This window comes from Caballeronia sp. LZ019 (assembly GCF_031450825.1).
Lineage (GTDB): Bacteria > Pseudomonadota > Gammaproteobacteria > Burkholderiales > Burkholderiaceae > Caballeronia.
Genome location: NZ_JARTVZ010000005.1, coordinates 1,105,414 through 1,129,673, shown reverse-complemented (window position 1 = coordinate 1,129,673; position 24,260 = coordinate 1,105,414). Strand labels below are relative to the sequence as shown.

Here is a 24,260-nt window from a genome sequence, read left to right as displayed (position 1 = left end):
GAAGCGGCTTCTTCGCAATAATGGCTTCACTGAAAAGCGGGCACGTCGAAACATCCGGCGACGCCCGCCTCGCAAAGATCGCAGTCATTCCTCATCGGGGGCAAGTTTGAACATTCGTAAATTCATTGGCGCGAACAGCCGCGACGCACTGCGACAGGTTCGCGAAGCGCTCGGCCCCGATGCAGTCGTGTTGTCGAACCGTACGCTGGACGATGGTTCCGTCGAGATCGTCAGTGTCGCGGATAGCGATATCGCGTCGATTTCGCCGGATGCGCAAGACCTGGCCGTGCCCGCGACGTTCGCGAGCGCCACGCCGCGCGCCGCGCTGGCGCAGGCAGCCGCCGCCGCGGCCAGGCAGGCCGCACCGAATCCGTATGCAAGCGGCGATGTGTTCTCGTCCGTATTCGGCGCGAACACCGACGCGGACGATGAAGCAGCGTCTTCCGCCGACGAAGCGTCCCGCACGATGGCCGATTCCAACCCGTGGCTGATCCAGCATGCGCGACGCATCGCCGAACAAGCGGCGACGCCGTCGAATCGTCCGTTGACGGCATCGTCGGCGATTGCGCGCGGCCTGGGCGTGCCGGTGCCGCCGAAAGCGCAAGGCGTCGACAAGACCGAGACGGCGAATCACGCGTTGCGCCAGCTGGCGCAGCCGAAGATCGACACCCCCGACTGGGCCCGCGAAGCCGCGCAGGTCGCCGCACGCCGCGCCGCGCAAAAGATCAACGCGAGCGCGCCGCAAGCGGAAGCATCGCCGGCATCGACCGAGGGTGCGTTCGATGGCTTGCCCGCGAACGCGGCGGCCGTCGTCACCGAGGCGATCCGCGCCCGCATGGAAGAGGTCGTCAACGAAACGGTGATGAACGAACTGTCGTCGATGCGCTCGATGATGGAAGAACACTTCTCCGGCCTGCTGTGGGGCGATCGCCAGCGCCGCACGCCGAGCAACGCCGTGCTGACCAAGCGCCTGTTCGCTGCCGGATTTTCCGCGCAGCTCGTACGCATGGTCATCGACAACATGCCGGAGATGGAAAGCGCCGAGCACGCGATGGAATGGGTGCAGCAGGTGCTCGAATCGAATCTGCCGGTGATGGCGAGCGAAGACGCGCTGATGGAACGTGGCGGCGTGTTCGCGCTGATGGGCCCGACGGGCGTCGGCAAGACGACGACCACCGCGAAGCTTGCCGCGCGCTGCGTGATGCGCTTCGGCGCAAGCAAGGTCGCGCTGCTGACCACGGACAGCTACCGGATCGGCGCGCACGAGCAACTGCGCATTTTCGGCAAGATTCTCGGCGTCTCGGTGCATGCGGTGAAGGACGCAGCCGACCTGCAACTGGCGCTGTCGGAGTTGCGCAACAAGCACATCGTGCTGATCGACACCATCGGCATGAGCCAGCGCGATCGCACCGTCTCCGACCAGATTTCGATGCTGTGCGGCGCGGGTCATCCGGTGCAGCGCCTGTTGCTGCTCAACGCGACCAGCCACGGCGACACGCTGAACGAAGTCGTGCAGGCGTACAAGAGCGCGGCCGATCAGCCGCCGCTCGCGGGCTGCATCCTGACCAAGCTCGATGAAGCGACGAACCTGGGCGGCGTGCTCGATACGGTTATCCGCTACAAGCTGCCGGTGCATTACGTATCGACCGGACAGAAGGTGCCGGAAAACCTGTACGTGGCGACCAAGCGTTTTCTGATCAAGAGCGCGTTCTGCATTCCGCGCGACGGTTCGCCGTTCGTGCCGCAGGACGAGGAAGTGCCGGCGCTGCTTTCCGCATTGTCCGCGCGTGCCGCGGCCGAACTCCACGAGGTCCGCTTTGGATAAGCTCGTGCTCGACCAGGCTGAAGGCCTGAGACGGTTGCTGACGCGTGCAGGCTCGCGCGTGGTGGCGGTCGCGGGCGGACCGGCGGGCATCGGCTGCACGTCGGCGGTGGTGAATCTCGGTGCGGCGCTCGCCGTGCATGGCAAGGATGTGCTCGTCATCGACGAGCGGCAGAACGGAACATCGGTGAGCCGCATGGCCGGGCTTTCCGGATCGCAGGCGATGAGCGCGGTGATGTCCGGCCGCCACGCGCTGCAGGACGTGGTCACGCGCTCGCCGCTCGGCTTTTCGCTGATCGCCGCGCCTCGCGAGGAACGCGTGAGCCACGATGCCGCGCAGTGCCGCGCGCTGCTCGACGGATCGGCGGACATCGTGCTGATCGATACGCAACTGGATCGGCATGGCGCGTTGTCGTCGCTCGCGGCGCAGGCGCATGACTTTCTGATCGTCACGCGTGCGGCTGCGCCGGCGATCACCGAGGCGTATGCGTGCATGAAGCGTCTGCACTACGCGCATGCGATCGGCCAGTTCCGTGTGCTGATCAATCATGTGCAGAACCCGGCCGATGCAGCGGTCGCGTTCGAGAACCTGTCGGGCGTCGCGAGCCGGTATCTGGCTGTGTCGCTCATGCATGCGGGATATGTGTCCGAGGATGCGCGCATTACTCGGGCGAGGGAGCTGTCGCGTTCGGTGGTGGAGGCGTTTCCGGCTACGGCTGCGGCGCGCGACTATCGCCAGATTGCGGCGGAGCTTCTTCACTGGCCGATGCGTCCCGCGCTTCTTGCGGGCGATGCGGAAATTCAAAACGAAGTGCAGTTTTTGGTTGGCGAGTCTGACAAGGGCGGGCGGGAAGTGGCGCGAAGGGCGCCGATGTTTCCCGGCCATGCATTGAGCAGCACGGCGTCGATGTGATCAAGACAAAGGTGACCCAGATGTACAACGCCCAAGGCAAACTCTCGCAGTCCGACGTGTTGACGCGCTACGCGCCGCTCGTTCGCCGGCTGGGACTGCAGCTCGTCGCCAAGATGCCGGCGAGCGTGGATCTCGACGATCTGATCCAGGCCGGCATGATCGGCCTGATGGATGCGGCGAGCCGTTACAAGGAAGATCAGGGTGCGCAGTTCGAGACGTATGCGAGCCAGCGCATCCGCGGCGCGATGCTCGACGAGTTGCGCGCGAACGACTGGTTGCCGCGCAGCATGCGCAAGACATCGCGCGAGGTGGAATCGGCGGTGCACAAGGTCGAGCAGAGTCTCGGACGTTCGGCGAGCGAGGTGGAGATCGCCGAGCACATGAAGCTGCCGCTCGACGAATATCAGTCGATGCTGCAGGACTTGCACGGCAGCCAGTTGATCTATTACGAAGACTTCGATCGTTCGGCGGATGACGAGCCGTTTCTCGACCGGTATTGCGTGGATCGGTCGGACCCGCTGTCGGCGCTGCTCGATGAGAGCTTGCGCGGGGCGCTGATCGAGGCGATCGATCGGTTGCCGGAGCGGGAGAAGCTCTTGATGAGTCTGTATTACGAGCGCGGGTTGAATCTGCGCGAGATCGGCGCGGTGATGGAAGTCAGCGAGTCGCGCGTTTGCCAGCTGCATAGCCAGGCGGTGGCGAGGCTGCGGGCGAAGTTGCGGGAGCAGGAGTGGACGGGGGTGGAGGCTTGAGGGGGTAGATCCCGCAGCGGCCATCAGCTTCTGCAACGCCTAAGAGATTGAACGTCTGAAGAGCCGCGCGCCTTCAGATTGTCGTGAAGCTAAGCGGATTCGATGCATCGGTTGCCGGTCCGCTTCTTCCGGTCTCCGAAGTGGCATAACCCAGACCTCCAGTCGCCACCGGTTCGCAAATTCGTTTGACGAAGCGGTCTTGGTTCACGCGTTCGGGATGAAGGCGCTGCGTCATAAGGCGGCTTCTTGCAAACGCTCAGGAGCCCAGACATGTTCGATCAATGCGACTACCAATTCGCGCCGGGTCCGCTGTTCCTCCTTCGTGAAAGTGTCGAAGGCCCTGAATGGCAGTTGATGTTCTGCAGCAAACTGCTGGAACTTCGGTTGGTGCTGGTAAGCGCTCGCGTCCAAGCTTGCCGCGTAGAAGTTCTGCTTGGCGTAGTGCGGGCGCTTGTCGGCGAATGACTTGTCTTGCAGACTACGGTTCACGTCGGCAGGCAGCAAAAGGAGGGAAGCCACGTAGTTCCGCCACTCTTGGAACTCCTGCTCGTCTGCGAAGTGCTCGGCCACAGCCTCATAGTCGTCGGCCCAAATGTGCTCGATGTCGAACGGATTCTTGACATCCCGCCTGACTAGTTTGTCGAAGGACTCGGTGCGGCCCGCGCCGGCCTCGGTCGCGGCCGTCAGGCGCGCCAACAGGTGAGCGATATAGCGACGGCTGAATTGATTAAGTCCTAAACCATCAATGCCCGTTCGGCCTCTGGCGACGCTGCCCTCAAACGTTACGTCGTCTTCTTCCAGCTTTTTAGTCAGCGCCTCTACCAACTCCGACAAAGGTTTGCGACGAATATCGCGGCATAGCAGCCACATGGCATACGACACACTTGAGTATCCGACGCGGATGTAGTTCACCACACGGCGCATCAGCCAGATGTCAAGGTAGGTGGCCGTCACGGCTAGCTTCCGACGCACGGTGTCGTCGTCGTCCGTTTCGATGAGCGGCGCCAGCAGCACCGTGCCCTGCCACGTGAAATCGTTGTGAGCGTTGTAGTAGATGGGCTCCAGACCGGGCGTGTAGTGTCGGCTGGCGGCGAGAACGCGCCGGTAGGCTCTAGCGAAGAACGGGAAGCTCTGGGCCATCAGATGCTGATTGGCTTGTGCCTTGCCCAGGCCGAGTTGCACGCTGTGATCGCGCACCCAGCGGTGAAAGACTGATCCGATGAGTTCCCAGTCCTTGTCCACGGCGCCTGCCTTGCGTTCGCGCGTGGAGTCGGCGTATTGCGCGCGTAGCCAAGCCTTGATGCAATTGGCGTCGCGCTCGGGCTCGTGGCTACCGCCCCACGAGATTAGCTCTAGAACCTCGTGCTTCCAGGTCTGGTTAGCGTGCATGCGGGCTTGCGGGTCTTCGATCGGGGCCAGCAAGTAGGCCTTGAGCATGTCCACCGGGCTGAGCGGTTTGCCGCGATCATTCATGGTTTCGAAGATCGCGTACGCGTAGTTGTCGTTGTCAGTGGCGATCTCGATCAAGCCCACCCGCGTGAGGAGCCAGTAGATGAAGTGTGGCAGCGCGTCGCCAAGATCGACCAGCAGGTCGTTGGCCTCGATGTCGCTGTAACGGGCGTACATCGTTTGAATGGACTCATCTTTGCCATCAGGGCTGTAGTCGTAACCCTGGAACAGCGCCTGGATAACTGGAAGGCGCTCGGGGATGTCGAGGTTGAACTTGGGCTCGCCCAAGTTGTCGCTGAAGATCAGGGGCGCCATGGTCTTCGACACCGGCAACTCCCGTGCTTCCGCCGCGCGGTATAGGCAGATGAGCAGCAGCGTAAGCGAAGTCACCCGCTGCTGGCCATCGATCAGATAATTTTTGCCGTTGCGCTTGCTGACGATGATGGAGCCGAGAAAGTATTCACCGTAGCTGCTCACTGCCGGAGTCTCGTCCCCTGCCTGGTACTGAGAGAAGAACTTGGCTTGTAGGTCTGATAGCAGTTCGTCGATATTCTCCTTTTCCCACTTGTACTCGCGCTGATACTCGTCGATGGAGAAGGACTGACTTTGCAGCAATTGCTGCACGCTACGGTAATGCGGTGTGATGGCGCTCATGGCGTGTCCCTCACGCGTCTTGGTTTTGGGTTTCAGCTTGTCGCCGGCCACTTCGACTTGGTCGGCAGTCGGTAGCAGCAGGGTTCTGCCGGTTACCAGCTCTTGCATCATGCCCTGCTCGAAGGCGCGCATTTTGGCGGGTCGTTCTTCTAGGGCGGGAAGGTCGACCTGCATGTCGGACAGGACCTTGCTTCGCGTCAATCAACGGCGGAATGAGGTGGGCATTGATTTTGTCGCCGATATCGGTCTTGCCCTTCAGCGCGATCATGTCCTTGAACCTGGCCCCGTTTGAGATATGCATCGGCGGCGCGAGATTGTCGCTACCGGCGTATTTGTCCCTGATGCACTTGATGAACAGCATGGACAGGGAGTAGTCCTTGTAACTGGCTGGCATCCATGCCGCCACGCAGTTCATCGCAAGAGGCCCAGACGAAGGAGTAGAGGTCTGATTTCTTGATGGCCATGAAGCGGTCAGGCTCGTGTGGTGAGTCGTCGCAAAGGCCGAAATGTTACCCTTCCGGCAGGCGGACATTGCAAAAAGTCATCGCGCGTTGTGGCGAAGTCGTTTCGCGCGATGGGCGCTCCCGATACACAGCAGCAACGGCGTGGGCACTTCAGTAATCCCCAGGTCACCGCCCGAAAGGCGAAGACTGCTTTCCGGCACGAAACCGATACCTGAAGAATAGAAAGGGTGGACTCTTGCTAGGCAAATTATCGTTGGCGCGCCCGGCTGGGATCGAACCAGCAACCCCTGCCTTCGGAGGGCAGTACTCTATCCATTGAGCTACGGGCGCATCTGCTGAGAATCTTGCTTGCGGGGTGCCGGAAGGCGACAGCAAGACCCATGCGAATCCGAGAGGATACCTGTTTTCCGTGCATCCGTCCATGTCAGGCGTTTCAGCGCCACATCCGGCATCGATGAACTGCGGGTAAACGCCCGCCACGCGCTCCATCGCCCCGACGCCTTCCGTTAAACGTTCCGTCTATAATCGACCGTGCCCCTGGCGACGCCAGGGCGAAGCGGTAGCCGTCACGCTGTCTGAACCGACTCAATCAAAAAACGGGAGACGAGACAAGCATGAGCGAAGCACCCCACGGAGCCCCGATCAGGACACCCGGCCAACTCATCGCGGCGGTCATCGCGGGGTTCGGCATCCCGGTCGCCATCATCATCCTGCTCGCCGTCTACGTCGATACCTCGACGCGCACCGGCGCGGGCACCGACATCGACGCCTCCGTGCAAGAGCGCATCGCGCCCGCCGCGAAAGTCGATATCCGCGATGCCAACGCCCCCCGCGTCTATAAAACCGGCGAAGAAGTGTTCAAGGCCGTCTGCTCCGCATGCCATGCGACAGGCACCGCTGGCGCACCCAAGCTCGGCGATGCCGGCGCATGGGCTCCGCGTATCGGCGAAGGCTACGACACGCTGCTGCACAACGCGCTCAACGGCAAAGGTGCGATGCCCCCGCGCGGCGGCGCCAGTCCCGACGACTACAGCGACTTCGAGATCGCGCGCGCCGTCGTCTACATGGCGAACAACGCCGGCGCAAAGTTCGCGGAACCGGCGCAACCCGCACCGGGCGCGGCGGCGGGTGCATCGGCTGCCGCATCCGCTTCGGCGCCGGCCGCCGCTTCCGGCGCGACCGACAACGCCCAGGCCGCAGCCGCCCTCGCTGCGCTGGCCTCAGTGCCGCAGACCGCATCGGCGCCGGCTGCTGGCGCCCAAAGCGCCGATGCCGCGCAAGCCGGCAAGGCGCTCTACGAACAGGTGTGTCAGGCGTGTCACGCGGCAGGCGTACTGAACGCGCCGAAGTTCGGCGACAAGGCGACCTGGGCGCCGCGCCTCAAAGAGCCGATGGAAACCGTCTACAACTACGCGCTTCACGGCAAGGGCGCGATGCCGCCGAAAGGCGGATCGAATGCATCGGACGCGGATGTGAAAGCCGCCGTCGATTACATGGTGAACGCGTCGAAGTAAGGCCGCGGCGATAACAAACCCTGCGCACGTCCCAGGCGTCGCAGGGTTTGCCGTCAGTTCTTCTGCAGCAGCGCCTTCAGCATCGCCATCCGGTCCTTCGGCGACAACGGCGCTTCTTCCGCCGTCGGCGGCGGCGCGTCGTCGAGCAGCATCTCCGGGATAAAGCGCGACGGCTCGCACACCACCGTCTCCCGCGCGCGCTTGCGTTTCTTGCACCAGTTCAGATGCAGGCTGCGCTGCGCCCGCGTGATCGCCACATACATCAGCCGGCGCTCTTCCTCGATGCGGGCATCGTCGATCGGACCGTCATCGTCCGAACTCCCGCGATGCGGCATGATGCCTTCCTCGACGCCCACCAGAAACACGTGCGGATACTCGAGCCCCTTCGACGCATGGACGGTCGAGAGCCGCACCGCGTCCGGGTCCTCGTCCTTGCCTTCCAGCATCGACATCAGCGCGACGGTCTGGATCAGCCCGAGCAGGTTCTTCCCGTCGTCGGTCAGGCCATCGGCGGTGTCGTAGCCGGTCTGTTCGGCTTCCGGCGACAACTCCGGCTTCGTGCCCTTGCGCTTCAGCCATTCGCAAAATTCGAGGACGTTCTGCCACTTGGACTGAGCCTGCCGCTCGTCGAAGGCATCGTACAAGTAGGCTTCGTAGTGGATGGCTTCCATCATGTCGTCGAGCACGGTGCTTGCCGGATCACGCGCGGCGCGGTCCGACAGCCGGCGTATCCACTCGCAGAACGTGCGCAGCGGTTCGACTTGCCGCGCTGACAGCCGCGCCTCGATGCCGCCCATGAACACCGCCTCGAACAGCGACACCTTCGCCGCGCCCGCGAACGCGCCGAGCGCTTCGAGCGTCGTGTTGCCGACGCCGCGCCGGGGCGTCGTGATCGCGCGGATGAACGCGGGATCGTCGTCCGGATTCGCGATCAGCCGCAAATACGCAATGATGTCCTTGATCTCCGCGCGATCGAAAAACGACTGCCCGCCCGACAGCACATACGGAATGCGCTCGCGACGCAGCACCTGCTCGAAGATGCGCGCCTGAAAATTCCCGCGATACAGAATGGCGTAATCGCGGAACGCCGCGCGCCGCTCGAACTTGTGCGCCGAAAGCCGGAAGACAACGGATTCCGCTTCGTGCTCTTCGTCGTTGCATCCGGTGACGGTGATGGTGTCGCCCATGCCGTGCTCCGACCACAGCTTTTTCTCGAAGAGCTTCGGATTGTTGGCGATGACGTTGTTCGCCGCCGTCAGAATCCGCACCGTCGACCGATAGTTCTGCTCCAGCTTGATGACGTGCAGCTTCGGGAAGTCCTTGCTCAGCTGCGCGAGGTTCTCGAGCGTGGCGCCGCGCCAGCCGTAGATGGCCTGATCGTCGTCGCCCACGGCGGTGAACGCCGCGCGCGGACCGGCCAGCAGCTTCAGCAATTCGTACTGGCAGGCGTTGGTGTCCTGATACTCGTCGATCAGCAGGTAGCGCAGGCGGTTCTGCCACTTCTCGCGCACCTGCTCGTTCTCCGCGAAGAGTTGCGCGGGGCGCAGGATCAGATCGTCGAAGTCGAGCGCCTGATACGCATGAAGCGTCGCGGCATAGCTGCGATAGACGATCGCCGCCTGATGCTCGTCCTCGTTGCTCGCGAGGACGGCGGCCTGATCGGGCGAGACCATCGCGTTCTTCCACAGCGAAATGATCGACTGCACCTTGCGGATGAGGCCCTTGTCCGTCGTGCCGAGCTGTTCCTGGACCATGCCGAAGCAGTCGTCGGAATCCATGATCGAGAACTGCGGCTTCAGCCCGACGTGCTCCGCTTCCTGGCGCATGATCTGGACGCCGAGCGAATGGAACGTGCAGATGGTCAACTGATTGACCGGCACCTTGCGGCCTTCCTTGCCGGGCGTCGTCAGTGTCTTGCCTTCGAGGAGCTTGGCGGTCCGCTCGCGCATTTCGAGCGCGGCCTTGTTCGTGAAGGTGAGCGCGGCGATGTGCTTCGGCTCGAAGCCGCGTCCTTCGATCAGGTGCGCGATCTTCTGCGTGATCACGCGCGTCTTGCCGCTGCCCGCGCCCGCGAGCACGAGACAGGGACCATCGAGATAGCGCACCGCTTCGCTTTGCGCGGCGTTGAGACCTGCGGACATCGTTCTGGACTTTGGAGAGTGAGGCGCGCGGCAACCGGTAAAAAACACCGCCGCTGATGGACTGCGAGCATTCGCCCGGCGACACACGGTTCGTGCGCGCGGCGAATTCGAGAGCGCGATGTTAACACGATAAAACGCGATGGGATTTGGCCCCGCTTGGCGTTCGGCTTGCCGCTGCGGTTTGCCGCGATCGGGCCGCGTGCCACAATATCCGGTCGATTCAAACAGGATGATGCCCACAATGAGTTCAGCACTGAAAGTCGGCCTGATGGGCTATGGCCTTGCCGGCGCGACGTTCCATGCGCCCGTCATCGAGCATTGCGGCCGCGCGAGCGTGGCGGCCATCGCGACGAGCCAGGCCGAGCGCGCGCAGGCCGATTATCCGGACGCGCGGATCGTTGCGGACTTCGATGCGCTCGCCGCCATCGATGAGATCGCGTGCATCGTTATCGCAACCCCCAACGATACGCACTTCGACCTCGCGCGCCGTGCGTTGTCGGCGGGCAAGCACGTGGTCGTCGACAAGCCGGTGACGCTCACCGCTGCCGACGCGCGCGCGCTGGCTGATCTCGCGCAGCAGAATGGCTTGCTGTTCGCGCCGTTTCACAACCGCCGCTGGGACGGCGATTTCATGACGGCGCGCGGGCTGATCGAAAGCGGGCGGCTCGGGCGCATCACGCATTACGAATCGCATTTCGATCGGTTCCGCCCGAAAGTGCCGCAACGCTGGCGCGAGGAAGCGTCGAGAGGCGGCGGTCTGCTGTTCGATCTCGGGCCGCATCTGATCGATCAGGCGCTCGCGCTTTTCGGCGTGCCGCAGACGGTGACGGCTTTCGTGAAGGCGCATCGCGACCACGCGCACGCGCCGGATTATGTGCATCTCGTGCTCGGCCATGCGGACAAGGAAGTGGTGCTGCATGCGAGCGCGCTCGCCGCGCTCGAGCCGCCGCGGTTCGCGATTCACGGCACGCGCGGCAGTTATGTGAAGACCGGCCTCGACGTGCAGGAAGATCAGTTGCGCGCTGGCCTGCGCCCTGGCGATGCAGGCTTCGGCAAGAATCCGCCCGGACTGCTGCGCGAAGTGGATGGCGATCACGACCTGCGCCATGAATTCGCGACGCGCGATGGGGCGTACGTGGAGTTCTATCGCGCGCTGGCGGCGTCGGTGCTGGATGGCAAGCCGTTCCCGGTGACGCCGCAGGATGCGGTGGATACGATGACCGTCATCGAGCTGGCGATGTTGAGCGAGCGGGAAGGGAGGAGGGTGGAGTTCGTGCGGGGGTGACGTGATTCCTGCTGTTTAGCAGACGTTGCGGGTGCGTAATAAAAAGATAAACGCTGAACCAGTAGGGCCTGTACTATTCCGAACACTCGAATAACAGGCCAACGCTACTTGGACCTCCCTCAACCCGTTACTCATGATTGGCTCGACGCTCTTGTCGAAATGACGATCAGTGCGCAGAGCAACGAGTTCGTTGTGAAGCGCATAGAGCGAGACGCGCAGCAGTCACTTCAACGAAACGCTGATGAGCCGCAGATGTGCTGGCTCGTACTGGCGTTTGTCGCGTTCTTGCGCGGCGACCGGGATGGATTCATTCGTTGCGCCGAAGCGGCCCATGCGTTGGCCAACTATGACTCGATGGTGCTGGGTAACGCCGCGTCGCTAGCGTTGAACCTCGGAGCGACCGATCTGGCGGTGAAGTACGCCCGTCAACTCGCTGCAATGAAGCACGGTCACGTCCGGATGTTCCTTGCTGCGGCTCGTGCGCTCTATGGCGCAACTCTTTTCGAAGAAGCGAATGCGGTCATGCACTCCGGCAACATCCAGCACGCGCTCACAGAAAGCGACTGCTTTCTCGTTGAGATGAACGATCTGATCGCGTCATTTCAGCGTTCTGGCGTCGATCCACAAACGCGCATGGCCCTGTTGCAACTCGCCAGTTCGACGATACGGGCATCCGGCCACGCGATAAGGCGGACGCGCTCGGTGCGCTTTCCCGACCACACCGTGCGATACGAGTTCTACATCGACCAGTCTGCGAGCCAGTGCGCCAACGTGAACTTTGCCATCGCGGAAGCGCTCACCGACGAGTTCGATGACGCCCACCCCGAGTTGATTACCTTCGTTTGCCGCCCGCTCGCATCGTTCGTACCGCGCGGCACGTCCTTTGAAATTGCGCGATGAGTATCGAAGTCGAGGATCTGATCGGCCTGGCGCAGCAACTCGCTGCGGGCGGCAGTGAGTGCGAATGGCGCTCGGGCGCATCACGTGCGTACTACGCTGCTTATCACCAAGCTTTGCAGGTAGCGGACAAGTGCTTGCCGCCCGGCCATGACGCAGCAGGAGTGCATCAACGCCTGACTGATCGATACGCCGCGCACGGAAAGAAGGGCAAAGTGCTTGCCTACCTGCTCATCGACCTCAAGAAGATAAGAACACTCGCGGACTACCATCTTGCGGATGCGTTCGACCAGCACGACGCGACCGACCTCGTCGCAAACTGCGTGGCCTTCCTGACGCGCGCGGACGCGTTCCGATCAATGGCGGAAGCCGACGCATCCGCAACGGTCTGAAGCCGTGCCGCCGAAGTTCACCGCCGATTCACATTCCCCGACGTCGTACTCACGTTTCCGCCGATGTCCCGGCAATTGACATTGCCGGAAACCGTCTCCACGGACCCGCCGACATCGCCGCAAGTGATGTTGCCCGACACGACCGACACGCGGCCCGCCTGACCATGCACGCTCAGCCGTTCGCAACTGTCCACGTCGATTCGTTCGACATCGCCCTGAACTTCGATGATGACGCGCAGCGAGTCATCGACGGTCACGGTCTCCCCGTCGACCGTCACCTGCTTGCCGCGGACGGAAATGTTCTTGCCAGTCACCGTCCTGCCGTTGATCGTGATGGATGCCATGATCGAGTCGAAATGAAGTTCCCAAGTAAGAAAGTGTAGGAGACAGCGCCGCCCCGAACGTAACGAATCGTGCCGATCACAGCGGCGCGACGCGCGCAATCGCCCGCCTCCGAATCCGTTTGACAACCCCATTTCCGTCGCGTAAATTCTGCCGCACGCGTCGGGAGAGCGCGTGGCCGTCGTCGTGCACTGCACAGCGAACGCCGCGCCGCCGAAGGGGCACACCCGCAAACTCTCAGGCAAAAGGACCGGCCGCGTCGGAGGATCGAATCTTCCGTACTCTGGAGAGCGGCAGCGGCTTCCTCCAAGGAAGAAGCCAGTTGCCCACCGAAGGGGCGCGCGATGGATCATCGGCACACGCCGGGTCCGCGCAATCTCTCAGGTACCGAGGACAGAGGGGTCACGCATCGCAATTGCATCGTGGGTCGCGCTTTGTATGCCGCATCGGCGGCGAGCGAAGCGGCATCCCGCAGGCAGACCGCGCTGCGTGGCCTTTTTTGTTTTCGCGAACCGAGGCCCCGATGACCGCACTTCAACACACGCCCCTGCACGCCGCTCACCTCGCGCTCAACGCGCGCATGGTCGATTTCGGCGGCTGGGACATGCCCGTCAACTACGGTTCGCAGATCGACGAACACCGCGCCGTACGCACCGACGCCGGCATGTTCGACGTCTCGCACATGCGCGTCGTCGATTTTCAGGGCGACGCCGTCCGCGATTTCTTCCGCTACGCAATCGCCAATAACGTCGACAAGCTCACGACGCCGGGCCGCGCGCTCTACTCGTGCCTGCTCAAGAGCGACGGCGGCGTCATCGACGACCTCATCGTTTACTTCTTCTCCGAAACGAACTTTCGCGTGGTCGTCAACGCGAGCACGGCGGACAAGGACATTGCGTGGTTCGGGCAACTGAACGCCGAAGGCGGCTTCAATCTGTCGATCACGCCGCGCGGCGATCTCGGCATCATCGCGGTGCAAGGGCCGAACGCGCGCGAGAAAGTCTGGCAAGTGCTGCCCGACACGCGCGCCGCGACCCAGGACATCAAGCCGTTCAACGCCGTCACGTTTCCCGCCACCGCATACGGCGAGCTGATGCTCGCGCGCACCGGCTATACGGGCGAGGACGGCTTCGAAATCGTCGTTCCGGCGACGCACGTCGAAGCGCTGTGGAACGCGCTGCACGCCGCTGGCGTGAAGCCCGCCGGCCTCGGCGCACGCGACACGCTGCGCCTCGAAGCCGGCATGAATCTCTACGGCCAGGACATGGACGAAAACGTGTCGCCGCTCGACGCGGGCCTCGCCTGGACCGTCGATCTCAAGACGCCGCGTGACTTCGTCGGCCGCGCGGCGCTGGAAACGGACGGCACGAAGGCCGGCTTCGTCGGGCTCGTGCTCATCAAGGAAAACGGTCGTGCGGGCGGCGTGCTGCGCGCCCATCAAAAAGTCGTGACGCCGCACGGCGAGGGCGAAATCACGAGCGGCACGTTCTCCCCGTCGATGCAGGAGTCGATCGCATTCGCTCGCGTGCCGGCCGCTGTCGCGCCGGGCGACACGGTGCAGGTTGTCATCCGCGACAAGCAAGTCCCCGCGCGCGTGGTAAAACTTCCGTTCGTGCGCAACGGCAAGGTTCTCGTAGCCCCCCAGTAAGCCGATGCGCGCGTTTTCCCAGTCAAAACTTCACGAACGAACGAACCACGCAAGGAGCATCCAATGAGCATCCCGGCCGATCTGAAATACACCGAATCGCACGAATGGGTCCGCACGGAATCCGACGGCACGCTGACCGTCGGCATCACCGATCACGCGCAGGAAGCGCTCGGCGACATCGTGTTCGTCGAACTGCCCGCCGCGGGCAAGTCGGTTGCGGCAGGCGACGCGATCGCCGTCATCGAATCGGTGAAGGCCGCCTCGGACATCTACGCGCCGGTCTCGGGCGAAATCGTCGCGGCAAACGACGCATTGACGTCATCGCCGGATCAGGTGAACGGCGCGCCCTACGAAAGCTGGCTCTTCAAGATCAAGCCCGCGAGCGACGCGGGTCTCGAGAAGCTGCTCGACGCCGATGGCTACGGCAAGTCGATCGGCGAATAACCCTCTATCAGACGAGAGCGGTTTCGAGGAAGGAGCCGCTTTCGCAGGAATTCACATGAAGCTCGAACACCCGGATCGCCTGATGAACCGCACTTCCCTGTCACTCGCCGCGCTCGAATGCCACGATGCGTTCGCTGGCCGGCACATCGGCCCCGACGCTGCCGACCAGCGCGCAATGCTCGACGCGCTCGGTTTCGCATCGCGCGCGGCCTTCATCGACGCGGTGATTCCCGAAGCGATTCGCCGCAAGGAGACGCTGCCGCTCGGCGCGTTCACGCAGCCGAAGAGCGAAGCAGAAGCGCTCGCGTCGTTGCGCAAGCTCGCGGACGAGAATCTGGTGTTTCGAACCTTCATCGGCCAGGGTTACTACGGCACGCACACGCCGGCGGTGATCCTGCGCAACGTGCTCGAAAATCCGGCGTGGTACACGGCTTACACGCCGTATCAGCCGGAAATCTCGCAAGGGCGCCTCGAAGCGCTGCTCAATTTCCAGCAGATGGTGATGGACCTCACGGGCCTCGCGATGGCCAACGCATCGCTGCTCGACGAGGCCACCGCCGCTGCCGAAGCAATGACGCTTCTGCAACGCGTCGGCAAGCCGAAGTCGAACGTGTTCTACGTTGCGGACGACGTGCTGCCGCAGACCATCGAAGTGGTGAAGACGCGCGCGAAGCCGGCGGGCATCGAGGTCAAAGTCGGCCCCGCAGCCGACGCCGCGAGCGCCAACGCGTTCGGCGTGCTGCTGCAATATCCGGGCGCGAACGGCGACGTGCGCGACTACCGCGCGCTGGCCGAAGCCATTCACGCCGCGGGCGGACATGTGGTTGCGTCGGCGGACCTGCTCGCGCTGACGCTCATCACGCCGCCGGGCGAATGGGGCGCGGACGTGGCCATCGGCAATACGCAGCGTTTCGGCGTGCCGGTCGGCTTCGGCGGGCCGCACGCTGCCTACATGTCCGTGCGGGACGAGTTCAAGCGCCAGATGCCGGGCCGTCTCGTCGGCGTGACGGTTGACGCGCAAGGCAATTCCGCGCTGCGTCTCGCGCTGCAAACGCGCGAACAGCACATCCGCCGCGAAAAGGCGACATCGAACGTCTGCACGGCGCAGGCGCTGCTCGCGATCATGGCGAGCATGTACGCGGTCTATCACGGCCCGCAAGGCTTGAAGACGATCGCGCTGCGCGTGAACCGCGTCGCGTCGATCTTCGCGGCGGGCGTCGCGAAGCTCGGCTATTCCATCGCCAACGAGACGTTCTTCGATACCGTCACCATCGACAGCGGCGCGAACACCACCGCGCTGCATCAGGCCGCTCACGCCGCGCATATCAACCTGCGGCACGTGAGCGCCAGCCAGGTCGGCGTATCGCTCGATGAAACCACCACGCGCGACGACCTGCTGAAGCTGTTCGCATTGTTCGCGGAAGTCGCGGGCAAGACCGAAACCTTCGACATCGACGCGCTCGACGCCGCGCTGAAGGACTCGCTCCCGGCCGGACTCAAGCGCACGAGCGATTACCTCACGCATCCGGTCTTCAACCGCCATCACTCCGAACACGAAATGCTGCGCTATCTGCGCTGCCTCGCCGACAAGGACCTCGCGCTCGACCGCACGATGATCCCGCTCGGCTCGTGCACGATGAAGCTGAACGCCACGTCCGAAATGCTGCCGGTCACGTGGCCGGAGTTCGCGCAGATTCATCCGTTCGCGCCCGCCGAACAGACGCTCGGCTATCGCACGATGATCGATCAGCTCGAACAAATGCTCGTCGCGTGCACGGGTTATGCGGCTGTGTCATTGCAGCCGAACGCGGGATCACAGGGCGAGTACGCGGGCCTGCTCATCATTCATGCGTATCACGAGTCGCGTGGCGAAGGGCATCGCAACGTGTGCCTGATTCCGGCGTCCGCGCACGGCACGAACCCGGCATCGGCGCAAATGGCGGGCATGCAGGTGGTCGTCGTCGCGTGCGATGCGAACGGCAACGTCGATATCGAAGACCTGAAGGCGAAGGCCGAGAAGCATTCGGCGAATCTCGCGGCGATCATGATCACGTATCCGTCGACACACGGCGTGTTCGAGCGCAACGTGCGCGAGATTTGCGACATCGTGCATCAGCATGGCGGCCAGGTTTATGTCGATGGCGCCAACATGAACGCGATGGTCGGCCTCTGCGCGCCGGGCCAGTTCGGCGGCGACGTGTCGCATCTGAACTTGCACAAGACGTTCTGCATTCCGCACGGCGGCGGCGGGCCGGGCGTCGGTCCGGTCGCGGTCGGCGCGCATCTCGCGAAGTTCCTGCCGAACCAGACGTCCACCGGCTATAAGCGCGATGAAGCGGGCATCGGCGCGGTATCGTCGGCGCCGTATGGCTCGGCGGCCATTCTGCCGATCTCGTGGATGTATATCGCGATGATGGGCGCGCAGGGCCTCACCGCCGCCACGGAAAGCGCGATCCTCGCCGCGAACTATGTCGCGAAGCGCCTCGCGCCGCACTATCCGGTGCTCTATAGCGGCCCCGGCGGGCTGGTCGCGCACGAGTGCATTCTCGACGTGCGGCCGATCAAGGAAGCGAGCGGCATCTCGGTGGAGGACGTGGCCAAGCGGCTGATCGACTACGGCTTCCACGCGCCGACGATGAGCTTCCCCGTTCCCGGCACGCTGATGGTGGAGCCGACAGAATCCGAGTCGAAGGAAGAACTGGATCGCTTCATCGACGCGATGATCGCCATTCGCGAAGAGATTCGCGCGGTCGAGGAAGGCCGCGCCGATCGCGAGGACAACGTGCTGAAAAACGCGCCGCACACGGCTGCGGTCGTGACCGCCGACGCGTGGAATCATGCGTACACGCGCGAGCAGGCGGCGTATCCGGTGAAGTCGCTCGTGGCGCGCAAGTACTGGTCCCCCGTGGGCCGTGCGGACAACGCGTACGGCGATCGCAACCTGATGTGCTCCTGCGTGCCCATTTCGGACTACGCGGACGCCTGAGCGCGGAAGCGAGCGTGACAGCCGCGAGTCGCCCGGAAGCGTAAAGCATTGTCGGGTGAACTTGCGGCGTGTTCGGGAACGGCTAACATCTCACCCCTGACCAAAGCAATCAGGGAGTGCATATGGCGCTGAAGGTGCGAAAGGTGAACGAGGCGAGCCGTTTCCGGACGACGCACACAACGCTGGCAACGCTCGCCGCGATCTGCGCAGCGTCCGCGCAGATGGCCGCGCCGGCCGCGCACGCGGCAATGAACTTCTGCGCCGCGCCCGCCATGCAGACGAGCGAGCGCACCCACGCCGATCCGGGCGTGAAGGCGCTGGTGAATGCGGTGCAATCGCACGTTGACGATCAGCCGAAGCCGCGCGCCACGCTGCACACCGAAGGCACGCTGCACACCGAAGGCACGCTGCCGCACGAAGGCATCCACGATGAAAGCGTCGAAGCCGCGCGCGATCTCGGCCTCATGCGCGATGCCGCGCTGGCCTGGCGCGCGACCGGCAACGAACGGTATCTGCGGCTGGTCGATCGCTTCCTGTTCGCGTGGACCACTCAGTACAAGCCGAGCTTCAATCCGATCGACGAAACGAATTTCGAATCGCTGATTCTCGCCTACGACCTGACGGCGAGCGCGCTGCCGGTCAGGACGCGCAATGCGGCGAACGCGTTCATCGCGAAGATGGTGACGGGCTATATCGCGGATATCGACAAGCAGCCGCGTCCGCTCACGGGCACGTATCGGAACAACTGGCAGAGTCATCGCGTGAAGCTGGTGGCGATGGGCGCGTTCACCATCGACGATCGCAAGATGATCAACGCGGCGCAGCGGCTCTTTGTCGAGCATATCGGCGACAACATCGCGCCGGACGGGTCCACGGTCGATTTCTCCGAACGCGATGCTTTGCACTACGTCACCTACGACCTGCAGCCGCTCGTGACGGCCGCGCTTTCGGCGCGGCGGCACAACCGCAACTGGCTGCCGGAACGCGCGGCGACCGGCGCCACGCTCGCCGATGCGCTCAACTGGCTCACGCCCTATGCGCTCGGCACCCGAACGCACGAGGAGTTCGTGCGCTCGACCGTACCTTTCGATGCCAGGCGTCGCGAGGCCGGCCTGCCGGGTTCATCGGGCCAGTGGGACCCGAAGAACGCGGCGGAACTCTTTCATCTGGCGGCGCGTCTCGACGGCCGCTACGCGCCGGTGGCGTTGCGGCTCGCGCCGACGCCTCCCGCGTGGCTCGCGGTCTGTCTGCCGCTGCCGGCGCGCTAATCTCTTTCGCAGGAACAGTCATGGCAGTCAGCGTTTTCGATCTCTTCAAAGTCGGCATCGGCCCTTCCAGCTCACACACTGTCGGACCGATGCGCGCCGCGCTGATGTTCGCGCAAGGCCTGGAACGCGACGGGCTGCTCGGCGCGGTGGCATCGGTGAAATGCGAGCTGTATGGATCGCTCGGCGCGACGGGCAAAGGCCACGGCACGGATCGCGGCGTGATGCTCGGCCTGATGGGCGACGCACCGGACACCGTCGATGCCCGTACCATCGTCCCGCGCCTCGAGGCGGTTCGCACGTCGAAGACGCTTGGCTTGCTCGGAACGCGCGAGATTCCGTTCTCGGTGAAGGAGAACATCGCGTTCTATCGGCAAGCCCTGCCCGAGCATCCGAATGGCATGAAGCTGCATGCATTCGATGCGAGCGGCCAGCCTTTGCGCGATGCGACGTATCTGTCCGTGGGCGGCGGCTTCGTGGTGACGGCGGGCGCGGCGAACACGGCGGTGCTGACGGCGCACGAGCAGTTGCCTTATCCGTTTCAGACCGGCGACGAACTGATGAAGATGTGCGCCGATTCGGGCCGGTCGATTGCGCAGCTCATGTGGGAAAACGAGCGCATCTGGCGCAGTGAAGACGAGATTCGCGCGGGCCTGTTGCGCATCTGGGACGTGATGCAGGATTGCGTCGCGCGGGGGTGCGGCATCGGCAATCCGGAAGCGGATGGCAATTTGCCGGGACCGTTTCAGGTGAAGCGCCGTGCGCCGCAGCTTTATCGGGCGCTGGCGGGCAAGCCTGAGCAGGCGCTGCGCGATCCGTTATCGATGATCGACTGGATCAATCTTTATGCGATCGCCGTGAACGAAGAAAACGCGGTGGGCGGACGCGTCGTGACGGCGCCGACGAACGGGGCGGCGGGCATCATCCCGGCCGTGCTGCATTACTACGATCGCTTCGTGCCGGGTTCGAACGAGCAGGGCGTGATCGACTTCCTGCTGACGGCGGCGGCCATCGGCATTCTGTACAAGATGAACGCGTCGATATCCGGTGCGGAAGTGGGATGCCAGGGCGAAGTGGGCGTCGCGTGTTCGATGGCGGCGGGCGCGCTTGCGGCGGTGCTCGGCGGCACGCCGGCGCAGGTGGAGAACGCGGCGGAAATCGGCATGGAGCACAACCTCGGGCTGACGTGCGATCCGGTCGGCGGGATGGTGCAGATTCCGTGCATCGAACGGAACGCGATGGGATCGGTGAAGGCGGTGAACGCCGCGCGCATGGCGATGCGCGGGGACGGGTCGCATTACGTATCGCTGGATTCGGTCATCAAGACGATGCGCGAAACCGGCGCGGATATGAAGACGAAGTACAAGGAGACGTCGCGCGGCGGGTTGGCGGTGAATATTGTGGAGTGTTGAGGGCGTTGGCCCCGCACGCTATGGAAGCCACTGAGTTGCTGGAGCGCTGCATTCGCTCGCTGTTCGAAGTGCACGCCGACGCCAACGGCGTCCAGCGAATCGTCACGCCGCTCGAATACGCCGGAACGGGCGACCGCGTCGTCGTGCGCGTTCGGCCGAGGGACGGTGGCTACGTGATCGACGAGAACGGCGAAGCCTGCCTGAGCGCGAGCATGGCCGGTGGCGACGTCGCTTCGGAAGCGGTTGCTCGATGGGCCCAAGCGTTGGCCGAAATCAGTCCCGCGCGTCTTGATGACGATGAAGTCATTCGCGCAGCGACGAACGAGGAGCGGCTTGTTGCAAGTTGCGTGTTCCGCGTTGTCGAAGCCGCGCTGCAGCTTCAGGCCGTCGCGACCCATAGTCCGACTCACGCCCGAGCCATCACCCCCCAATCAGATTAACCACCTTCACATTCCGCGTATCCGGCACTTCCGCATAAGAGATCACCTTCAACTGCGGCAGGCTCCGGCGCAGGAAGCGCGCCAGCATCGCGCGCAGCGAATGCTGCACGAGCAGCACCGGCGGCAACCCCAGATTCTGCTGACGCATCATCGCGTTTTGCGTCGACGTCATCAGCGTTTGCGCCAGCCCCGGCTCCAGACCGGGATTCGGCCCCGTCGATAACGCCTGCGACAACACCCGCTCCAGCGTCGGATCGAGGCCCATCACCTGCAGATCGTTGCTGCCCGGATACCACTGCTGCGTGATCGCGCGCCCCAGCGCCAGACGCACCGCAGCCGTCAGCTCGTACGGATCGGAAATACGCGGCGCATGCTCCTGCAGCGCATCCAGAATCGTGCGCATGTCGCGAATCGGCACGCTTTCGTCGAGCAGGTTCTGCAACACCTTCTGCAAGGTCGTGAGCGACAGCGTCTTCGGCACGAGATCGTCGGTGAGCGAAGGCGTGTCCTTGCCGATGCGCTCCAGCAGCGCCTGCACCTCCTGTCGTCCGAGCAGTTCCGCCGCATGCGTGACGACGAGGTGATTCAGATGCGTCGCCACCACCGTGCTCGCATCGACGACCGTATAGCCGTAGACCTGCGCCTGCTCGCGCATCGCCGTTTCGATCCACACCGCCGGCAGGCCGAACGCCGGGTCCGTCGTCTGCGCGCCAGGCAGCGTCGCCGAAACCTGCCCCGGGTTGATCGCGAGCCACTGACCCGGGAACGCTTCGCCGACGCCCACTTCCACGCCCTTCAGCGCAATGCGATACCCGTTCGGACGCAACTCGAGGTTGTCGCGGATATGAATGACCGGCGGCAAGAAGCCGATCTCCTGCGCAAACTTCTTGCGGATCCCCTTGATGCGCTTCAGCAATTCGCCGTCCGCGTTGCGATCCACGAGCGGAATCAGCCGATAGCCCACTTCGAGACCCAGCGGATCGATGAGCGCGACATCCTCCCAGCTCGCCTCCGCGCTTTCAGCGGACGCGGCAGCGGCGGCGGCGATCGGCGTGACGTCCGTGACGACACCCGATTTCTTCTTCGCTTCCGCACGCTTGTTCATCGAACGTGCGGCATAAACGAGGCCGCCCCCAAGCAGCAGAAACGCGAAGTGCGGCATGCCCGGAATCAGCCCCATGATGCCGATGATGACGCCCGTGATCATCAGCACGCGCGGATTCTGGAACAACTGGCCGGTCAACTGCGTGCCGATGTCCTCTTCCGTCGCGACGCGCGACACGATCACGCCCGCCGCCGTCGAAATGATGAGCGACGGAATCTGCGCAACGAGGCCGTCGCCGATGGTCAGCAGCGTGTAATTGGTCGCCGCGTGCGCGAAGTCCATGTCGTGCTGAAGCATGCCGACGATCAGCCCGCCGACGATATTGATCACCATGATCAGCAAGCCCGCGATCGCGTCGCCGCGCACGAACTTCGATGCACCGTCCATCGAACCGTAGAACTCGGACTCCTGCGCGACCGCCGTGCGGCGCTTCTTCGCGACTTCCTCGTTGATGAGGCCGGCGTTCAGATCGGCGTCGATGGCCATCTGCTTGCCGGGCATCGCGTCGAGCGTGAAGCGTGCGCCGACTTCCGCGATACGTCCCGCACCCTTCGTGATGACCATGAAGTTGATGATCATCAGGATCACGAACACGACGATACCGACCGCGAAGTTCCCGCCGACGAGAAAGTGCCCGAACGATTCGATCACCTGGCCCGCCGCGTCCGGACCGGTGTGGCCCTGCAGCAGCACGATACGCGTCGACGCGACGTTGAGCGACAGGCGCAGCAGCGTCGAAAAGAGCAGCACGCTCGGAAATGCCGCGAAGTCGAGCGGCTTTTGCGTGTACATGCTGACGAGCAGCACCATCACCGACAGCGCGATGTTGAACGTGAACAGCAGGTCCAGCAGAAACGCCGGCAACGGCAGGATCATCATGCCGAGGATCATGCAGATGAGGATCGGGCCGGCAAGCGCCCGAAGGTTCTGCGTGCCGAGCGCGTCGGGTCGTTTCGCGAAAAATCCAGCGCGCGCGTTCATGCTGCGGCTCCTTGTGATGAGTTGTCGCCGGAAAGCGCTTCAGCGGCTTCCTGATCGGCGTCGGCGTCGGATACGCCGCCTTTGTCCAGTTCCTTCGGCACGTCGAGATCGGTCGGATCGTCGGGCTTGATGCCGCCGTCTGCCTTGTAGCGCTTGAGCTGATACACCCACGCCAGCACTTGCGCGACCGCGCCGTACAGCGCGCCCGGAATCTCACGGTTGATCTCGACGTTGTGATACAGCGCCCGCGCAAGCGGCGGCGCTTCGAGCAGCGGCACGTTATTTTCACGGCCGAGTTCGCGGATGCGCGCCGCGACCAGATTCACGCCCTTCGCGACGACCTTCGGCGCGCGCATCTCGCCGTCGGCATACTTGAGCGCGACCGCAAAGTGCGTCGGGTTCGTGACGATGACATCGGCGGTCGGGATCGCCTGCATCATCCGGCGACGCGCGGCCGCACGCTGCTGCTGGCGAATCTTGCCCTTGATATGCGGATCGCCTTCGTTTTCCTTGTGCTCGCGCTTCACTTCTTCCTTGCTCATGCGAAGCTTCTTCGCATGCGACCACATCTGATACGGCACATCGACGACCGCGACGAGAAACAGCCCGCCGATCGCCATGCCGCAGCACACGAGGATCAGGTGCATCACATCGGCGAGCGCGAGGCCGAGCGGCTTCGTGAGCAGGCCCAGCACTTCGGCTTTGCGGCTCCACATCGCCGAGCCCGCCATGCCGCCGACGACGATCGTCTTGAGAATCGACATGCCGAGCTGAATCGGACCCTGCGACGAGAACATCTTGCCGAGCCCGCTGATCGGATTGAGGCGGCCGAAGTTAGGCGCGAGCGGCTTCGTCGTGATGAGCCAGCCGCCGAGAGCCATCGGCGCGGCGAGCGCGGCGACGGCCGTCAACGCGAGCACCGGCAGCACGGCAAGCATGCCTTCCTTGCTGGCGTTGGCCGCGCCGATCATCATCTGGCGCGTGTCGAGCACGGTCTCGTGATTGAAGGTGAACGCGCCGCGCAGGATCGACTGCAAATGTCCGCCGATCGATCCGGACAACGCCCATACGCCGCAGAAGCCTGCCGCGAGCAACGCGAACGAGGCGAGTTCCCGCGAGCGCGCAACCTGGCCTTCCTCCCGCGCCTTTTCCAGGCGCTTGGGAGTGGCTGATTCGGTTTTTTCGAGATCGCTTTCTTCCGCCACCGCTTGCTCCGCTTCGTGCTCGCTTTCTGTGATGGAAGCGATTATTGCGGAAGGCGTCGAGCGGCCATCGGCGGATTAAGCCGCGGAAAACCGGGTTAATCGATGAATAAGGCGCCGGGCAATGCAAACGGCGCATGACCGGTGAAGTC

At 63.7% G+C, this 24,260-nt stretch carries 18 protein-coding genes, 1 tRNA gene and 2 riboswitches; of the genes, 13 read left to right on the top strand and 6 right to left on the bottom strand.

All coding sequences use genetic code 11. From position 1 onward, the window contains the following. Positions 1-106: 106 nt before the first annotated feature. From flhF to P9255_RS18715, 3 genes are read left to right on the top strand one after another with little or no spacing between them, the layout of a single operon-like run. Positions 107-1,825, top strand: a complete 1,719-nt coding sequence (gene flhF, locus P9255_RS18725) for a flagellar biosynthesis protein FlhF (protein WP_309790252.1) — start codon at positions 107-109, stop codon at positions 1,823-1,825. Then, positions 1,818-2,735, top strand: coding sequence for a MinD/ParA family protein (locus P9255_RS18720; RefSeq protein ID WP_309790251.1), 918 nt, complete (start codon positions 1,818-1,820; stop codon positions 2,733-2,735). Before flhF ends, P9255_RS18720 begins: the two co-directional genes overlap by 8 nt. 20 nt (positions 2,736-2,755) lie before the next feature. Further along, on the top strand, positions 2,756-3,487 hold the full coding sequence (locus P9255_RS18715) for an RNA polymerase sigma factor FliA (protein ID WP_309763758.1): 732 nt from the start codon (positions 2,756-2,758) through the stop codon (positions 3,485-3,487). 231 nt (positions 3,488-3,718) lie between these two features. On the opposite strand, the gene P9255_RS18710 is transcribed toward P9255_RS18715, so the two are convergent. Continuing rightward, positions 3,719-5,764, bottom strand: coding sequence for a DUF262 domain-containing protein (locus tag P9255_RS18710; protein ID WP_309790250.1), 2,046 nt, complete (start codon positions 5,762-5,764; stop codon positions 3,719-3,721). A gap of 544 nt (positions 5,765-6,308) precedes the next feature. Beyond that, positions 6,309-6,384, bottom strand: a tRNA-Arg gene (locus tag P9255_RS18705). Between the two features lie 284 nt (positions 6,385-6,668). On the opposite strand from P9255_RS18705, the gene P9255_RS18700 reads away from it, so the two are divergent. Next, on the top strand, positions 6,669-7,568 hold the full coding sequence (locus tag P9255_RS18700) for a c-type cytochrome (RefSeq protein ID WP_309790249.1): 900 nt from the start codon (positions 6,669-6,671) through the stop codon (positions 7,566-7,568). Between the two features lie 53 nt (positions 7,569-7,621). Here P9255_RS18700 and P9255_RS18695 read toward each other — a convergent pair whose 3' ends face one another. Beyond that, positions 7,622-9,709: a UvrD-helicase domain-containing protein gene (locus tag P9255_RS18695; RefSeq protein WP_309790248.1), complete on the bottom strand. Its 2,088-nt coding sequence runs from the start codon at positions 9,707-9,709 to the stop codon at positions 7,622-7,624. 241 nt (positions 9,710-9,950) lie between these two features. Here P9255_RS18695 and P9255_RS18690 point away from each other — a divergent pair, with 241 nt between their 5' ends. The 3 genes from P9255_RS18690 (at position 9,951) to P9255_RS18680 (ending at position 12,283) form a co-directional block, all read left to right on the top strand. Further along, positions 9,951-10,994 carry an oxidoreductase gene (locus P9255_RS18690; RefSeq protein WP_309790247.1) on the top strand — a complete coding sequence of 348 codons (1,044 nt, stop codon included), beginning with the start codon at positions 9,951-9,953 and terminating at the stop codon, positions 10,992-10,994. Positions 10,995-11,102: 108 nt separating this feature from the next. Next, positions 11,103-11,894 (top strand): hypothetical protein, encoded by a 792-nt coding sequence (locus P9255_RS18685; protein WP_309790246.1) that lies wholly within the window; start codon positions 11,103-11,105, stop codon positions 11,892-11,894. After that, positions 11,891-12,283, top strand: coding sequence for a hypothetical protein (locus P9255_RS18680; protein ID WP_309790245.1), 393 nt, complete (start codon positions 11,891-11,893; stop codon positions 12,281-12,283). Before P9255_RS18685 ends, P9255_RS18680 begins: the two co-directional genes overlap by 4 nt. A 17-nt stretch (positions 12,284-12,300) precedes the next feature. Here the strand turns inward: P9255_RS18680 and P9255_RS18675 are convergent, their stop codons facing one another. Further along, entirely contained in the window at positions 12,301-12,627 is a 327-nt protein-coding gene (locus P9255_RS18675) for a hypothetical protein (RefSeq protein WP_309790244.1), read from the bottom strand. 151 nt (positions 12,628-12,778) lie between these two features. Further along, positions 12,779-12,889, top strand: a riboswitch (glycine riboswitch). Positions 12,890-12,898: 9 nt separating this feature from the next. Beyond that, positions 12,899-13,032: riboswitch (glycine riboswitch) on the top strand. A 116-nt stretch (positions 13,033-13,148) separates the two neighbouring features. Between P9255_RS18675 and gcvT the strand changes: the two genes are divergently transcribed. The 6 genes from gcvT (at position 13,149) to P9255_RS18645 (ending at position 20,820) form a co-directional block, all read left to right on the top strand. Continuing rightward, positions 13,149-14,273 (top strand): glycine cleavage system aminomethyltransferase GcvT, encoded by a 1,125-nt coding sequence (gene gcvT / locus P9255_RS18670; RefSeq protein ID WP_309790243.1) that lies wholly within the window; start codon positions 13,149-13,151, stop codon positions 14,271-14,273. 63 nt (positions 14,274-14,336) lie between these two features. Then, positions 14,337-14,717 (top strand): glycine cleavage system protein GcvH, encoded by a 381-nt coding sequence (gene gcvH, locus P9255_RS18665; protein ID WP_309790242.1) that lies wholly within the window; start codon positions 14,337-14,339, stop codon positions 14,715-14,717. 55 nt (positions 14,718-14,772) lie between these two features. After that, entirely contained in the window at positions 14,773-17,703 is a 2,931-nt protein-coding gene (gcvP, locus tag P9255_RS18660) for an aminomethyl-transferring glycine dehydrogenase (RefSeq protein WP_309790241.1), read from the top strand. Between the two features lie 221 nt (positions 17,704-17,924). Continuing rightward, entirely contained in the window at positions 17,925-18,971 is a 1,047-nt protein-coding gene (locus tag P9255_RS18655; RefSeq protein WP_404980442.1) for an alginate lyase family protein, read from the top strand. A 20-nt stretch (positions 18,972-18,991) separates the two neighbouring features. Beyond that, positions 18,992-20,380 (top strand): L-serine ammonia-lyase, encoded by a 1,389-nt coding sequence (locus P9255_RS18650; protein WP_309790239.1) that lies wholly within the window; start codon positions 18,992-18,994, stop codon positions 20,378-20,380. A 35-nt stretch (positions 20,381-20,415) separates the two neighbouring features. After that, the gene (locus tag P9255_RS18645) at positions 20,416-20,820 is read left to right on the top strand and encodes a hypothetical protein (protein WP_309790238.1); all 405 of its coding nucleotides are present in this window, start codon (positions 20,416-20,418) and stop codon (positions 20,818-20,820) included. Here P9255_RS18645 and flhA read toward each other — a convergent pair. Together flhA and flhB are read right to left on the bottom strand one after the other, a co-directional pair. Continuing rightward, on the bottom strand, positions 20,801-22,906 hold the full coding sequence (flhA, locus tag P9255_RS18640; protein ID WP_309790237.1) for a flagellar biosynthesis protein FlhA: 2,106 nt from the start codon (positions 22,904-22,906) through the stop codon (positions 20,801-20,803). The genes P9255_RS18645 and flhA overlap by 20 nt on opposite strands. Next, positions 22,903-24,111, bottom strand: a complete 1,209-nt coding sequence (gene flhB, locus P9255_RS18635) for a flagellar biosynthesis protein FlhB (RefSeq protein WP_309763774.1) — start codon at positions 24,109-24,111, stop codon at positions 22,903-22,905. Before flhB ends, flhA begins: the two co-directional genes overlap by 4 nt. Between the last annotated feature and the right edge of the window lie 149 nt (positions 24,112-24,260).

Bases quoted from the DNA above. Each gene is read 5' to 3' on its own strand.
- P9255_RS18715 (WP_309763758.1), top strand. From the start codon at position 2,756: ATGTACAACGCCCAAGGCAAACTCTCGCAGTCCGACGTGTTGACGCGC.
- P9255_RS18710 (WP_309790250.1), bottom strand. From the start codon at position 5,764: ATGCAGGTCGACCTTCCCGCCCTAGAAGAACGACCCGCCAAAATGCGC.
- P9255_RS18700 (WP_309790249.1), top strand. From the start codon at position 6,669: ATGAGCGAAGCACCCCACGGAGCCCCGATCAGGACACCCGGCCAACTC.
- P9255_RS18695 (WP_309790248.1), bottom strand. From the start codon at position 9,709: ATGTCCGCAGGTCTCAACGCCGCGCAAAGCGAAGCGGTGCGCTATCTC.
- P9255_RS18690 (WP_309790247.1), top strand. From the start codon at position 9,951: ATGAGTTCAGCACTGAAAGTCGGCCTGATGGGCTATGGCCTTGCCGGC.
- P9255_RS18680 (WP_309790245.1), top strand. From the start codon at position 11,891: ATGAGTATCGAAGTCGAGGATCTGATCGGCCTGGCGCAGCAACTCGCT.
- P9255_RS18675 (WP_309790244.1), bottom strand. From the start codon at position 12,627: ATGGCATCCATCACGATCAACGGCAGGACGGTGACTGGCAAGAACATT.
- gcvT (WP_309790243.1), top strand. From the start codon at position 13,149: ATGACCGCACTTCAACACACGCCCCTGCACGCCGCTCACCTCGCGCTC.
- gcvH (WP_309790242.1), top strand. From the start codon at position 14,337: ATGAGCATCCCGGCCGATCTGAAATACACCGAATCGCACGAATGGGTC.
- gcvP (WP_309790241.1), top strand. From the start codon at position 14,773: ATGAAGCTCGAACACCCGGATCGCCTGATGAACCGCACTTCCCTGTCA.
- P9255_RS18655 (WP_404980442.1), top strand. From the start codon at position 17,925: ATGGCCGCGCCGGCCGCGCACGCGGCAATGAACTTCTGCGCCGCGCCC.
- P9255_RS18650 (WP_309790239.1), top strand. From the start codon at position 18,992: ATGGCAGTCAGCGTTTTCGATCTCTTCAAAGTCGGCATCGGCCCTTCC.
- flhA (WP_309790237.1), bottom strand. From the start codon at position 22,906: ATGAACGCGCGCGCTGGATTTTTCGCGAAACGACCCGACGCGCTCGGC.